The sequence below is a fragment of the Sphingomonas sp. PAMC 26617 genome (assembly GCF_000242835.1).
Classification (GTDB): domain Bacteria; phylum Pseudomonadota; class Alphaproteobacteria; order Sphingomonadales; family Sphingomonadaceae; genus Sphingomonas.
Map to the genome: position 1 here is coordinate 3,669,680 of NZ_JH594425.1, position 14,458 is coordinate 3,684,137.

Sequence of the window (14,458 nt, forward strand, 5' to 3'; positions counted from 1 at the left end):
GCCGTTCCCGGTGAAGGAACCGCCGGGGCGCCAGGCCATCAGAACTTGCCGCTGAGCGACACGCCGATGATCCGCGGGTCGTTGAAGACCGCGGCGTTGTAATTCTCGATCACGCCCTTGAGGTTCTTCTCGTTGGTCAGGTTGCGGACGAACACTGCCAGCTCATACTTGTTGTCCGGCGCGACATAGCCCGCCTTGAGGCCCGCCTCGAACGTGCCGTTCGAGTTAAATTCCGCCGTCTTGTAGAGCACGAAGTTGGTATAGCCCTGGACGTTCGCATCGCCCGCGAGGAACAGCGAACCGCCGTTGCCGAGCGGCAGATCGTAGCGTGCGGTCGCATTGAACTGATATTTCGGCGCGTTGGGGAGCGGGTTGCCGTCGATCTGCGCGAAGGTGTTCGCGCCGACGCGGATCGTCGGATCCTGCACCGTGCAGGTGACGACCCCGCCGAGGATGCAGACCTGCGCATAGACGCGCGGATCGTTGATCTCGGTATGGAGCAGGCTGCCACCCAGCCCCAGCGTGAACTGGCGGACCGGGCGCCACGTCAGCTCCGCCTCGCCGCCCCACGCCTTTGCCTTGTCCGCGTTGAACAGCACGCCATTGCCGAACGAATCGTTGCCGTTGAGCTGGATGTCGCTGACTTCGTAATAGAAACCAGTCGCGTTGAAGCGCAGCGTGTTGCCGAACAGGTTCGATTTGAAGCCCGCTTCATACGACATGATCGTTTCGGAATTGGCGGTGGTGAAATCGGCGTTAAACACCGCCGACCGCCCCTGGATCGTCGGCCCGCGGAAGCCGCGTGCGACGCGCGCATAGACGCTGACGTTGGGGTCGATCTGGTACAGCGCACTCGCGTCCCAGCTCGGCTGCGTGTCCGACAGGCGGACGTAGCGACGCCCGGCATAGCTCGACACGCCCGCCGCATTGGCGTTGGCGATCAGCAGACGGGTCGCCTTGGTGTCGTTGGTGACTCGCACGCCGCCGGTCAGCGTCAGCTTGGGGAGGATCTCATAGCTGATCTGGCCGAAGCCCGCGTAGGACGTGTTGAAGTCCCGCAGCAGGACGTAGTTGTTCGGGTTCGGGCGGGTATTGTTGAGATCGGGCTGGATCAGGAAGACGCCGCGCTGGTCGAATTCCGTCAGGTCGCGCTGCTCGAAATACATCCCGCCGATCTGCCACTTGAACCGGCCGGTGCCGTCGTCCGACAAGCGGACTTCCTGCGTCAGCTGGTCGAGATTGCGGATCCGGCCCTGGCTCTCGCCATAGAAACGCGCGCCGGCGAAGTTGGTCGCGGCACCGCCATCGGTGTCGCCGCGGCTATAGCCCGAGGTCGTTTCCCACGCGGTGATCGAGGTCAGCACCACGCCGCCGAAATCGTTCTTGAGGTTGAGCGACGCGCCGTAGGTCTTGTACGCCTGCGGGTTGTTGGCCGCCTCGTCGAGCGCGATCGACGCGCGCGGTTCGGCGCTGACGTCGTTCGAGCCGCGCTTGAGCGCGCCGCGATGGAAGATCGTCGACGTGCCGCTGTAATCGCGCGCATGCGCGGAAAGCAGCCCGGTGAAGCCCGTGTCGGGCGGGGTCAGCATCAACTGGACGCGAACGTCCTTCTCGTCGAACCCGCCGAGCTTGTCCTTGCCGCCGACGGTGCCGTCCGCGCTGACGCCGGTATAGGTGTTGTTGACCCAGTTGTCGCGGTGCTGGAACAGCCCGGAGACGCGGAACGACAGCACGTCCTTGACGATCGGCCCGCCGACGCCTGCATCGATCGTCGCGGTGTTGTAGCTGCCGAACGACGCGGAGGCGCGGCCGTGGAAATCGTTGGTCGGGCGGTTGGTGTCGAACTTGATGATGCCCGCGGTGGTGTTGCGGCCGAACAGCGTGCCCTGCGGCCCGCGCAGCACCTCGACCTGACGGACGTCGAACACCGGGTTGGACTTGAGCACGACATGCTCGAGCACGACGTCGTCCTGGATGATCGACACCGGCTGCGATGCGCCGAGATAGAAATCGATGTTGCCGAGGCCGCGGATGTAGAAGCGCGGGAAGATGCGCCCGGTCGTCGTCTCGGCATAGAGGCCGGGAACACGGTTCGCGAGTTCGAGCGCGTCGCCGCCACCGCTCTGGAAGGCGCGCAGATCGTCCCCACCGACGACGCCGACCGACACCGGCACCTTCTGCAGGTTCTCGCTTCGACGCTCCGCCGTGACCACGATATCGCCGACGCCATCGGCGGCAGCCGATGCCTCGACCGATGCGGGCGCGGCAGCGTCGGGCGTGGTCTGCGCCATGGCCGACGGGACGGCGAGCAGAGCCGAACCGGCGGCGCCGGCAAGCAGCAGCGATTTTGCGATGGTGATCGTCATGTGCGGAGTCCCCCTTGGATTGCTTTGGGAACCGACCGACCCGCTGCGCCGTCCCGCGCCATTTTGGCATCGTGACGGGTGAGTTGCGCCCGGGATCGAAAAGTCCGTTCCCCCGCCGCGCCCGCTAGGGTTGGTTTGTTGCTAATTGATGACATGCTGTTTCGGCATCGAAAGTTGGTTACCGAGCGTGGCTGCAATGTCGCACTTTCGACGCGCGATCCAAGCTCGTGCGCTGGCTGACAGGGGTCGACGCGAGGCGATACGAGGCGATAAGGCAGCCGATATGACCACCCCCGTACCGCTCCTCTCCGTCGAAGAAGCCCAGACCCGTCTGCGCGCGCTCGCTCCGACGATCCCGCTCGAGACCGTTCCGCTCCGCACCGCGAGCGGACGGTGGAGCGCGGCGGACATCCTGGCGCTCCGCACCCAGCCCGCGCGCGACCTGTCCGCAATGGATGGCTATGCGGTACGGTTCGACGATCTCGCGCAGCCGCTGCAGCTCATCGGCGAAAGCGCGGCCGGGCATCCGTTCGACGGCGCGATCGGCCCGAACCAGACCGTCCGGATCTTCACCGGCGCGGCGCTGCCCGGTGGCGCGGATGCGGTGCTCGTCCAGGAGGAAGCGGCGCGCGACGGCGACACCGTCCGCCTTTCGGGGAGCGGCCCGGTTCGTGGCGGCAACATCCGGCGCGCGGGGATCGACTTCTCAAACGGGGACGTCCTGATCTCGACCGGTCAGCGGCTGAGCCCCGCCCGCATCGCACTCGCCGCCAGCGGCGGACACGGCGAAATACGGGTGGCGCGGCGCGTGCGTGTCGCGATCGTGGCGAGCGGGGACGAACTGACGCTGCCGGGCGCTCCGCTCAGCGACCGGACGCTCCCCGAATCGAACGGTGTGATGCTGGCGGCGATGCTCGCCGACCTCCCGGTCGACGTCATCGATCTCGGGATCCTGCCCGATCGGCTCGACACGATCGTCGAGGCTTTCTCGCGGGTCAAGGCGGATATCCTCGTCACCACCGGCGGTGCATCGGTCGGCGATCACGACCTGATCCGTCCCGCGCTCGCAGCAGCGGGGGGCGCGATCGATTTCTGGCGGATCGCCTTGCGGCCGGGCAAGCCGATGCTGGCGGGAAAGATCGACGACATGCTCGTGCTGGGGTTGCCGGGCAATCCGGTGTCTGCGTTTGTGACCGCGGCGATCTTCCTCAAGCCCTTGATCGCGTCGATTTCGGGCGCGCGCGATCCCCGCCCGGTCGCTTACCCGGCAATCCTTGGCGCCCCGCTCAAGGAAAACGACCGGCGGCAGGATTATCTGCGCGCAACCACCCGCGACGGCCGAGTCTATGCCGCCGAACGGCAGGATTCGTCGCTGCTGGCGACCCTCGCCGATGCCGACTGCATGATCATCCGCGCCCCCTTCGCGCCCGCCGCCGCAGCGGGCGACTCGGTGGAAATCCTGCCGATCGCTTGACGCACTGCTTTATGTTCCGTATAGGTTCGTCGTCTGTTCCGACGAAAGGGCCCGGAATGTTAACGCGCAAACAGCATGAGTTGATCTGCTTCATCAACGACCGGCTGGACGAGACCGGGGTTTCGCCCTCGTTCGAGGAAATGAAGGAAGCGCTCGACCTCAAGTCCAAGTCCGGCGTCCACCGCCTGATCAGCGCGCTCGAGGAACGCCAGTTCATCCGCCGCTTGCCCAATCGTGCGCGCGCGCTCGAAGTGCTCAAGATGCCCGAACGCGGCGCCAAGCCGGTTTCCAAGGTCGTGACCCTGCCCGAGGCGTCGCCCGCCAACGTGCGTCCGCTGCCCAACCCCGCGAACGACGTGATCGAGATCCCGCTCCACGGCCGGATCGCGGCAGGCGTTCCGATCGAGGCGTTCGAAGGCGCATCGATGCTCGCGGTGCCGGCCGCGCTGCTCGGCGGCGGCGAGCATTACGCACTCGAAGTTGCGGGGGATTCGATGGTCGAGGCAGGAATCCTCGACGGCGACTACGCATTGATCAAGCGGCAGGAAGTCGCGCGCGATGGCGAGATCGTCGTGGCGCTGATCGACGACAGCGAGGCGACGCTCAAGTTCTTCCGGCGCGAGGGCGCGATGGTCCGGCTCGATCCCGCCAACCGGGCGTATGATCCGCAGCGTTACACCCCGGCGCAGGTCCGGGTGCAGGGCAAGCTCGCCGGATTGCTGCGCCGCTACGACTGATCGGGTGCGGTGCGGGGGTGGCGGAAGCGCCGCCCCGTGCCCCGCGCGGCCTGCGGTAGTGGTTGCGGGACGGTGATCCAGGGATGCTCGTCCCGTGCCCGTCGCACCGTCCGTATGCTCGCGGTCGCCGGGAGCGATAGCACGGACGGGTAGAACGTGATCGCCACCCCGCCGGTCTGCGCGAGCATCGTCCGGTCCAGTCGCAGCCAGCGCGGGTGACACCGCTTGGGCAGCCGTCGCTCGCTGATGACGATGTCAGCGCGCGCGCAGACCTCAACCAGCGTCTGCACCGGGATCGCATACGCGCTGCGGGTCGCGAGCACCTGCCATCGGCGATCGCCGACCAGGCTTGTCGCCATGCACAGATCGCGGCTGCATCGCGCCGATCGCTGGTCCGACCAGAGGACGGGAAGTCCCGTCGTCCCGCCGCCTTGCGCCATCATGTCGGCGGTATAATCCCCGGTCCGGTCCCGCAGCAACGCGACCGCCCCGTCCTTCGTGCGGATCGCGACATGCCGCCCGTCACCGGTCACGAGCAGGTCGGGCGCTGGCGTCGACAACGCCCACACCGCGCCAATCGCCAGCGGCCCGACGCCTAGCCGCCGCCATCGCGTCCGCCACAAGGCGATCCACAGGCCGCCCGCGACCATCAGGCCGAAGGCGCCATCCGGCATCGCCGGCAGCGGCGCGACCGATCCCGGGATCGCCGCCGTCGTCCGCGCGATCCACAGCAACACGTCGAGCGCCAGCCGCGTCGCCCACCACAAGGGCGCGCCTGCGCCGATCAGGTCGAACAGCAAGGCCGCCGCCTCGAGCGGCATGATGACGAACGTCGTCAGCGGGATCGCGCAGATGTTGGCGACCGCGCCGTAAATCCCCGCTTTCTGGAAGTGATAAAGCGAGATCGGCAGCAGCGCGGCCTCGACCATGATCCCGGTCAGCAACAATGACGCCAAACTGCGCGCTACCGAACGCAGGCGGGGCTCTTCCCGCGCAGCGAACTGGGCGCGGATGCGCGGATGCTCGTTGAGCGCGATGATCGACGCCACTGCGGCGAACGAGAGTTGGAAACTCGGGCCGACGAGCGACTCCGGATACAGCAGCAGCACGACGATTGCCCCCGCCGCAACGAGCCGCAGCGTCAACGCCTCGCGCCCGAGCGCCAGCGCGATCAGCACGCACAGCGCGGCGACGCACGACCGGATCGTCGGAACCTCGGCCCCGGTGAGAAGCGTGTAGCCGATCGCGACCAGCGCTCCGGCAGCGCCCGCAACGAGCGGTAGCCGCCAGCGCAAGGCCAGCCACGGCGACAAGGCAAGCAATCGCGAGACGAGGATCATCGTCGCCGCGACGGTCGCGCTGATATGCAGCCCGCTCACCGACAGCAGGTGGGCAAGGCCCGAGCGGCGCATCGCCTCGGTATCGTCGAGCGGGATCGAGCCCTGCTCGCCGGTCGCGAGCGCCGTCGCGATCCCCCCCGCCCCACCGCCGCCTGCGCTCACCTGGATATGGGCGGACAGGCGCTGGCGCAGCGGAATGCCGGTTGCGCGCGCGCCCGCGACGATCGTTACCGGCGGCAGCCCCCGTCCGGTTGCGCCGATCCGGTCGAACCAGGCACCGACCGCATAATTATAGGCGCCGGGAACCGATGGTTCAGGGGGTGGCAGCAACCGCGCCGTCAGCCGGAGCGTGACCCCGACGGCGAGTCCGGCGGGAACATCGCCGACCGCCAGATTGAGGCGCAGCCGCCGCGGCAAGGCGGGCGGTGGCCGGTCGCTGCCTGCCCGCCGGAAAACGGCGACAGGTGCGAGGCGAAGCCGGACCAGGTCGCGCGCAGGCAAGGGTTCGATCCGCTCGACCGTTGCGGTGAACGTCCCGATGCTCGGGCTCTGCAGGACGACATGGCCGACCTGCGTCGCCCGCCACCAGATCAGTCCGATCCCGAGCGCCACCACCAGCGCGCCGACCGCGAGAACGCGCGCGGCGCGCCCATGCCGACCGATCGCCGCCGCAGTGAGCGCCACGCCGAGCGCGCCCAGCAAAGCGACGGTCCATGCGGTGCGATCGGGAAGCACGAACCACACAGCGATCCCGCCGCCCAACATCACCGGAAGCCACAGCGCGAGCTGATCGCGCTCGGCCTCGAGCCCGCGTTCCAGCGCATCCGCCGCCTTGCGCGCGCCATCGCCCAACCATCTGCGAACGCCAGTTTGAAGCGGTGCAAAGCGCGTGCTAGGGGCGCTGCAGGCTGTTCCGGCCATCGATCTTCTAGTCTGGGAGTATGCGCGGTTGAGCGCAATCAGTGATACCACCGCAGCCCCCGAGGGCATGCGGGACGCCGCCTCCGGCGCGCAGGTCGTGACTCGTTTCGCGCCCTCGCCGACCGGATTCCTCCACATCGGCGGCGCGCGCACCGCGTTGTTCAACTGGCTGTACGCGCGCCATCACGGCGGGCGCTTCCTGCTGCGGATCGAGGATACCGATCGGGCGCGCTCGACCCAGCCCGCGATCGACGCGATCCTCACCTCGCTGCGTTGGCTCGGGCTCGATTGGGATGGCGACGAAGTCTATCAGTCCGCGCGCGCGGATCGCCACGCCGAGGTCGCGCACCGAATGGTCGAGCACGGCCACGCCTATCGCTGCTACCTCACCACCGAGGAGCTTGCCGCGATGCGCGCCGAGGCGGAGGCAGCGAAGAAGCCGCTCCGCGTCCGCAGCCCGTGGCGCGACCGCACCGATACGGACGATACGCGCCCGTTCGTCGTCCGCCTCAAGGCACCGACCGAGGGTGCCGTCACGATCGACGACCGTGTCCAGGGGTCGGTGACGGTCCAGAATGCCGAACTCGACGATCTCGTCCTCCTGCGCTCGGATGGCACGCCCACCTATATGCTCGCAGTGGTTGTGGACGATCACGACATGGGGGTGACCCACGTGATTCGCGGGGATGACCATCTCAACAACGCATTCCGCCAGTTGCCGATCATCCGCGCGATGGATGCGATCGCCAAAGAATCCGGCGAAGCGGGCTGGCCCGATCCCGTTTATGCACACATCCCGCTGATCCACGGTTCGGATGGCGCGAAGCTGTCGAAGCGGCATGGGGCCGTCGGGGTCGAATATTATCGCGACGAGCTCGGGATGCTGCCCGAAGCGCTCGACAATTACTTGCTCCGGCTGGGCTGGGGACATGGTGACGACGAGATCATCAGCCGGAGCCAGGCAGTCGAATGGTTCGATCTCGCCGGCGTGGGCAAGTCCCCGTCGCGATTCGATTTCAAGAAGCTCGAGAATCTGAACGGTCAGTACATTCGCGTCGCAGACGATGCACGGCTCGCCGCGCTGGTCGCCGACCGGCTTGATTTCACGCCCACGGACCAGCAACGCGAGGTTCTTGGCCGAAGCATGGCCTCGCTCAAACCGCGGGCGGCGGATCTGCTCGATCTTACCAACGGGGCCGCCTTCCTGTTCCGCCAGCGCCCGCTCGAGATGGACCGCGACGCCACCGCGCTGCTGTCCGACGATGCGCGATCGCTTCTCGCCCGGCTTCACGCAGCGCTTGACGCGGTCGAACGCTGGGATACGGAGAGCCTCGAAGCTGCGGTACGGCAGGTCGCCGAAGACGCAGGGGTCAAGCTCGGGCAAGTCGCGCAACCGCTGCGCGCGGCGCTGACCGGGCGCAAGACCTCGCCCGGGATTTTCGACGTGCTCGACCTGCTCGGGCGCGACGAGAGCCTGGGTCGCATCGCAGACCAGATGACCGCGTAAAAGTCACGAAAGGACTATCCATGACCGACACCGCCAAGCTGAGCGCCGCTGGCAAGGACCTCGATGTGAAGGTCATGCACGGCAGCGTCGGCCCCGACGTACTCGATATCCGAAAGCTGTACGCGCAGACGGGTATGTTCACCTACGACCCGGGCTTCACCTCGACCGCGTCGTGCGATTCCGCGATCACCTACATTGACGGCGACGAGGGCGTCCTGCTCCATCGTGGCTATCCGATCGGCCAGCTCGCCGAACAGTCGAGCTTCATGGAGGTCTGCCACCTGCTGCTCAACGGCGAGCTTCCGACCAAGCCCGAGCTCGAAAAGTTCACCTACACGATCAGCCGCCACACGATGCTCCATGAGCAGCTCGCGACCTTCTATCGCGGCTTCCGTCGCGACGCGCATCCGATGGCGATCATGTGCGGCGTCGTCGGTGCGCTGTCGGCGTTCTACCAGGATTCGGCGGACATCACGGATCCGCAGCAGCGCATGATCGCGAGCCATCGCCTCATCGCGAAGATGCCTACGATCGCTGCGATGGCGTATAAATATTCCATCGGCCAGCCGTTCATGCATCCCAAGAACAACCTGAGCTACACCGGCAACTTCCTTCAGATGACGTTCGGCGTCCCCGCGGAAGAATATGTCGTGAACCCGGTGGTCGAGAAGGCGATGGACCGGATCTTCATCCTCCATGCCGACCACGAGCAGAACGCCTCGACCTCGACCGTCCGTCTCGCGGGTTCGTCGGGCGCGAACCCGTTCGCGTGCATCGCAGCGGGCATCGCCTGCCTGTGGGGCCCTGCGCATGGCGGCGCCAATGAAGCCGCGCTCAACATGCTGCGCGAGATCGGCACGGTCGACCGCATCCCCGAGTATATCGCGCGCGCCAAGGACAAGAACGATCCGTTCCGCCTGATGGGCTTCGGCCACCGCGTGTACAAGAACTACGATCCGCGCGCGACCGTGATGCAGCAGACCGTGCGCGAAGTGCTCGGCGAGCTGGGCGTGACCGACCCGGTCTTCGACGTCGCGCTCAAGCTCGAGGAAATGGCGCTCAACGATCCCTATTTCATCGAGAAGAAGCTGTTTCCGAACGTCGACTTCTACTCGGGCGTCATCCTCTCGGCGATCGGCTTCCCGACCACCATGTTCACCGCGCTGTTCGCGCTCGCGCGGACCGTCGGCTGGGTCGCGCAGTGGAATGAGATGATCGCGGATCCGGAGCAGAAGATCGGCCGTCCGCGCCAGCTCTACACTGGTCCGACGCAGCGCGACTACGTCTCGCTGGACGCGCGTTCGTGAAAACCCTGGTGGCCCTCGTCGGCGTGCTCGCCACGCTGATGGGGCTGCTGTGGATCGGCCAGGGGCTCGGGCTGGTGCATTGGCCGGCGTCGAGCTTCATGATCGCGCAGACGCAATGGGCAGTCTACGGCGCGGTTCTGGCGCTGGTTGGCGTTGCCGCGATCTGGTGGTCGCGGCGGCGCTGAACTGCCCCTGCGGTCTGTTTTCGATTGGCCCGTCGTCACTCCGGTCTCGTACCGGAGTGACGACGGTTCAAGACCTTCAGGCGGGCTTTGCGCCCGGCGTTCCGCATTTGGCGAATTTGCCGTTCAACCGGCATTTGGTGGCCTTCGGAGCCACTGTCGGGCATTTCATGAAACGCCCCTTGGCGTCCTTGCACGGCGCGGCCATGGCTGGCGCGGTTCCAACGGCAAACGCGAGCAGCGACGCCGCGACGATAAGCTTACGCATACAAACTCTCCCCGCCCATACGTGGGCACGGGAAAGGTACGCGAAGCGTGGCGCTCGTCAATTGTCGTTTATGTCATCCCGTCGTCATCCGCGCAGCGGGAGCGAGAAGATGAAGCGCGCGCCCTGCCCCGGCGCGCTGTCGACGGTAACGTCCCCACCCATTGCGCGCGCGAGCCGTCGCGCGATGTAGAGGCCTAGCCCCGAACCGCCCGCCTCATTCTGGTCGACTCGCTCGAACTTCCCGAAAATTCGCGTCTGATCGGCAAGCGCGATTCCCTTGCCCTGATCGGCGACGATGATCGCGGCAAACTGCCCCGCGCGCTCGGCGCGGATCCATACCATCCCGTCGATCGGGGAATAGCGCACCGCATTGGCGATCAGGTTGACCAGAACCTGTAATGCGCGCCTGAATTCGCCAGTCGCCGGCAGGATTTCACCGAATGCAGGCTTGTCGATCCTGACCCGCGCGACGGTCGCACGGATCTGGAGCAGCCCTGCCGCGCGCCGCGCCACGTCGGTGAGGTCGATCGGCTCGCGCGCCACAAAAAAGTCGGGCCGTTCGATCGCCTGCAGGTCGACCAGATCGTCGACCAGGCCCATCAGGTGCCGCCCTGCGCTCGCGATGTCGGCAGCATACTCTGCATAGTCCTGTTTGAGCGGTCCGTCTGACTGGGCGTGGATGCTGTCGGCGTTGGCGATGATCCGGTCGAGCGGGGCGCGCAAGGTCTGGTCGAGCCTCGCCGCAAAGGCGGTCGCGACCGCATCGAGATCGGGGGTTGGCGGCTCGGTCGGTTTGGCAGCACCCAGTGCCGATGACCCGATCGCGTGCGCCGCACCAATGAAGCCGACGAACGCTCCCGCCGAATCGATCCGTGGCGCGGCGGACAACAGGACCGGCTGCCCGGTGGCGCGCAGCGTCGCCCGTTGATCCTCGAAGGGACGCCGCTGCGCTAGGCCGGTCAGGATCGGGAAGGTGCCGGCATCATCCTCGCCCAGCAGGAACATCCGGGTCAGCGGCAGGCCGAGCAACGCGGTGTCCACCGCGCCCGGCATACTGTCGGACGCTGCCAGAAAAGTCAGCGCCAGCGTCGAATCGGTCTCCCACATCCAGTCCGCTGCGCTGCGCAGGAAGTCCCCCGCGGTGCCCTCCGCCGTTCCCGCGGGCTGCCACGACGGCCGTTGCCGCCAGCCGCTGACGGTCAGCGCGACGCCGTCGGCCCCGGGGTTCACCAAGGTCGGCTCGGCGCGAACCCAGAGGTCGAGATCGTCCCCGCCGTCGGCGACCACGACGTTGCGCGAAACCCCGATCCCCAACCGCTTCGCCAACCGCGCGATCGTCCCGAGTTGCGGGACTGCGAGCATTTGTCCGATCGTGCCACCCGCGCGATTGTTCAGGTCCAGCAACCGTGGGTCGGCCGCGACCAGCCGGCCCTCCCGATCGAGCGTTGCGCGCGCGGGCAGCAGCGCCGCCGCGTCCGCCATCATGCCGTCCAGTCCCACGTCAGCGCCGAACGCTGCTGGCTGCGGGCAAACGCGGTCAGGGCCGCGCGATAGTCGCGGTGCAGCAGCAGCGGCGCCAACGCCTGCCGTGCGGCAAGCGGATCGATCGCGACGATCGTGTCGAGCATTTCGGCGAAACCATCGAGATCGCGCCGCGGGTCAGCCTCTCCCAGCGAGAAACCAATCCGCGCGATCGTGGCGCGATCGAGATCGAGCGCGCGCAACAGCAGCCACAGCCGCTCGCCGTTCGGATCGAGCACGATATCGCGCGTATCCGCGTGTTCCAGCCCGAGCCCTTGCGCGATGACCGCGATGAACAACGCGAGGCGGCGGTCGAACAGCGCCTCGACCAGCAACGTGGCGCGTTCGCCCGGACTGGGATCAAGCGCTGCGGCAAGACGCAAGGCCACCGCTTCCAGACGCTCCCCTTCGTCGTGCGTCGCAATGCTGCGCATCGCCGCTTCCGCAAGCGCGCGATCGAGTGCCGGCAGCGCCGCACCGGCCGCCTTCGCAAACTGGTCCCGCACTGCGGCTGCGCTCATCCAGACAAGCCGGCGATGCACCTCGACGGGAAGGTCGCTCGCGAGGGGGGCTCCGACCGGGCCGCCGATGCGGCGTCGACTTTCCGCGCCGAGCAACGCCGCCGCACTTTTGCCCACGACCGGATCGGCATGGTACAGCAGACGGGGGAGCAGACTGGACGCATCAGGATCTTCCCGCGCCATCGCTGGCAACGCTTCGGCGATCACATCCTGCCGCACGCGTCCGACGATCTCGCGCATCAGCTGCGCGTCGCGGAGCAAGCCGGCTGAAGCGAGCGCTCTGCCGGTTTCGCCACCGCCCGACACGGCTAGCCGTTCGGCGAGCGCGCTTTCGTCGCGCGCGGTTAGCAGCCGCGCGGCATGCCGTCGCACCGTCGCCGCGATCCCGTTCGCCAGATCGTCGAGCAAGAGCGTGACCCCGAGGCGGGTCCGGTCGTCGAGCCGCGCGGCATCGGGCAAGAACACATCGTCGATCGCGACCTGCAACGCCTCGTCCGCCCGCACGTCTGCGCTCGTCGCCCGAGCGAGCAACGCCGTCATCCCCCCCTGGGCCCTGTCCTCCATCTCACGATCGTTGATCGGCATTGGCTGGGCTTAGGGACTTTGTCGCTGAAGCGGGACTACGGCTTTTGCCGAAAAGCCTCGATCGCTGCCCCAAGTGTCCCAGCAGCGTACAGTGCAGCCGCCGCGAGCCCGATCAACGGCCAGCCCACGAGGACGAACGGCAGCAGAATCACCAGGTAGGAGACCGGGCTCGCCCACCAGCGGCGCAGCAGCGCCGGCAGCGCGGCGCGCTCCAGCAGCGCGCCTGCGACGACTAGCGCCCCCGCGAGCGCGCCCCCCGCAACCGGATCGGCGCGGACGCCGATCGCAAGGACGGCCAGCGCGACAAACCCGGACCGGGCATGCCCCGCAACCTCCGCAAGCCGCGTCTCCTCGCGGACCCAGGCCAGCGCGGCAGCAACGCTCGCCGAGACGATCGCAAGCCCGGCAACGCCGATCCCGATGACCGGATGCTTCGCGAGGATCGTCGCCAGGGCAACGGCCGCGAGGAGTCCGGCGACCGCCAGCGGCGCGAGCGTCGACACGAGGCGTGCCATCAGCGGCGGCAGGGCGAACCGAACCACCGGTGCAAGCAGGAAGCGCTCTGCCCAGCGGACGGGCTTGGCGACCAACGCCGCGACCGTGCTCGTCCCGCGCCGCGTCAGCGCGTCGGCGCTGCGTTCGATCGCGTGCTTGGGCGCGTCGCGCGGGTCGAGCCGGACCTGTTCCGCCCCGGCCTGTGCCGCAACCCGCAGCAAGGTCGATTGAAAATCATAGTCACGGGGCATCGCCGCGACTTCCGCGACGCGCTTGCATTCCAGCAGGGCCAGCCCGGCCCATGCCGCCTTCGACCCGACCCGTTCGTAGCGCTGGTCGTCGGGATCGCAGACGACGATCGTATCGTGCGGCGCGGCGGCGAGGCTCTGGACGATGTCGCCGCTCGTCACGACGCCATCCGCGACGATCATCACGCGCGCGAGCGGATGGAGCTTGGCGACCGCATCCTGCGCGCTGCGGACCGCATCGACCGACCCGCCGCGCTTGCCGATCCGGCCGATCACGCCAAGCAGCTCGGGCGTCATCCGCGCGACGACCAGAATGATCTGTGTCGCGCCGGCGGCCGCGAGCAGCCGCGCCTGGAACTCGACCAGCGTCAAGCCGCCGAACGGCAGCGTCGCCGCCAGCGTCCCCGGACGGTCGTCGGCGTCGTCGGTCGCGAAAATCAGTCCTGCCAGCATGGCCGGGCTGTTACGGGGTTCGGCGGTGCTTGGCAAAGGGGTGTAATACGGAGGGCCGACGCCCGTCTTCGAGGCACTCCGCGATCACGCCGGTTTTGCGCGATCCTTTCCGACCAGCGTCGTCCGGGGCCTGGCCCGTGGTAACGGAGCGCGAGCCTGCGCCGCGACCACCCCAAAGCTTTCGCCCACGATCAGAGCCGGTCGACCGCGCGCCGCAACCGTCGCATCAACGCGGGATCGTGGGCGTCGCTTTCCGCCGCTTCGGTCGCGATCGCCATCAGGCGGACCGCGCCGAAACTGGCCGCCAGCCCGCGCAACCGCCATGCGGCCTTCTCCCATTCCGCTTCGCCGGAGGCACTCTCCAACCCATGCAGCCCGCGCCGCACGCTTTCCAGGAAGGCTACGCGCAATTCCGCGATCAGCATGGGCTCGTCGCCTACCGCAGCCGCGAGCGCCGCATCGATTGCACCGGGTTCATACACCATATCGCACCCTCTACCGGGCAAGGACTTAAGGCAAAGTTTCGCTATTCG

Annotated in this window: 12 protein-coding genes; 5 read left to right on the forward strand and 7 right to left on the reverse strand. The window is 67.6% G+C overall.

What is annotated here, in order from left to right; translation table 11 throughout:
- Window positions 1-38 precede the first annotated feature (38 nt).
- A complete protein-coding gene (locus RH91_RS16105; protein ID WP_010164000.1) occupies window positions 39-2,366 on the reverse strand; it encodes a TonB-dependent receptor in 2,328 nt (775 codons plus the stop codon).
- Between the two features lie 283 nt (window positions 2,367-2,649).
- Between RH91_RS16105 and RH91_RS16110 the strand changes: the two genes are divergently transcribed.
- Together RH91_RS16110 and lexA are read left to right on the forward strand one after the other, a co-directional pair.
- Window positions 2,650-3,840 (forward strand): molybdopterin molybdotransferase MoeA, encoded by a 1,191-nt coding sequence (locus tag RH91_RS16110; protein ID WP_010164001.1) that lies wholly within the window; start codon window positions 2,650-2,652, stop codon window positions 3,838-3,840.
- 56 nt (window positions 3,841-3,896) lie between these two features.
- Window positions 3,897-4,577 (forward strand): transcriptional repressor LexA, encoded by a 681-nt coding sequence (gene lexA / locus RH91_RS16115; RefSeq protein ID WP_010164002.1) that lies wholly within the window; start codon window positions 3,897-3,899, stop codon window positions 4,575-4,577.
- Here the strand turns inward: lexA and RH91_RS16120 are convergent.
- Window positions 4,568-6,769, reverse strand: coding sequence for a ComEC/Rec2 family competence protein (locus RH91_RS16120; RefSeq protein ID WP_010164004.1), 2,202 nt, complete (start codon window positions 6,767-6,769; stop codon window positions 4,568-4,570). The genes lexA and RH91_RS16120 overlap by 10 nt on opposite strands.
- 136 nt (window positions 6,770-6,905) lie before the next feature.
- On the opposite strand from RH91_RS16120, the gene gltX reads away from it, so the two are divergent.
- Genes gltX through RH91_RS16135 form a run of 3 tightly spaced genes read left to right on the forward strand, consistent with a single transcriptional unit; the run spans window position 6,906 to window position 9,837 of the window.
- Complete coding sequence (gene gltX / locus RH91_RS16125) at window positions 6,906-8,345, forward strand: glutamate--tRNA ligase (RefSeq protein WP_010164006.1); 1,440 nt, start codon at window positions 6,906-6,908, stop codon at window positions 8,343-8,345.
- A gap of 20 nt (window positions 8,346-8,365) precedes the next feature.
- Entirely contained in the window at window positions 8,366-9,652 is a 1,287-nt protein-coding gene (locus RH91_RS16130) for a citrate synthase (RefSeq protein WP_010164007.1), read from the forward strand.
- Window positions 9,649-9,837: a hypothetical protein gene (locus RH91_RS16135; RefSeq protein WP_010164009.1), complete on the forward strand. Its 189-nt coding sequence runs from the start codon at window positions 9,649-9,651 to the stop codon at window positions 9,835-9,837. The genes RH91_RS16130 and RH91_RS16135 overlap by 4 nt, the downstream gene beginning before the upstream one ends.
- Window positions 9,838-9,913: 76 nt before the next feature.
- Here RH91_RS16135 and RH91_RS16140 read toward each other — a convergent pair whose 3' ends face one another.
- The 5 genes from RH91_RS16140 to RH91_RS16160 form a co-directional block, all read right to left on the reverse strand.
- Complete coding sequence (locus RH91_RS16140) at window positions 9,914-10,102, reverse strand: hypothetical protein (RefSeq protein WP_029623979.1); 189 nt, start codon at window positions 10,100-10,102, stop codon at window positions 9,914-9,916.
- An 84-nt stretch (window positions 10,103-10,186) separates the two neighbouring features.
- Window positions 10,187-11,587 carry a sensor histidine kinase gene (locus RH91_RS16145; RefSeq protein WP_010164011.1) on the reverse strand — a complete coding sequence of 467 codons (1,401 nt, stop codon included), beginning with the start codon at window positions 11,585-11,587 and terminating at the stop codon, window positions 10,187-10,189.
- Window positions 11,584-12,708, reverse strand: coding sequence for a DUF2336 domain-containing protein (locus RH91_RS16150; RefSeq protein ID WP_232283538.1), 1,125 nt, complete (start codon window positions 12,706-12,708; stop codon window positions 11,584-11,586). The genes RH91_RS16145 and RH91_RS16150 overlap by 4 nt, the downstream gene beginning before the upstream one ends.
- A 56-nt stretch (window positions 12,709-12,764) precedes the next feature.
- A complete protein-coding gene (locus RH91_RS16155) occupies window positions 12,765-13,925 on the reverse strand; it encodes a hypothetical protein (RefSeq protein WP_010164013.1) in 1,161 nt (386 codons plus the stop codon).
- A 191-nt stretch (window positions 13,926-14,116) separates the two neighbouring features.
- Window positions 14,117-14,410 carry a hypothetical protein gene (locus RH91_RS16160; RefSeq protein ID WP_010164014.1) on the reverse strand — a complete coding sequence of 98 codons (294 nt, stop codon included), beginning with the start codon at window positions 14,408-14,410 and terminating at the stop codon, window positions 14,117-14,119.
- Between the last annotated feature and the right edge of the window lie 48 nt (window positions 14,411-14,458).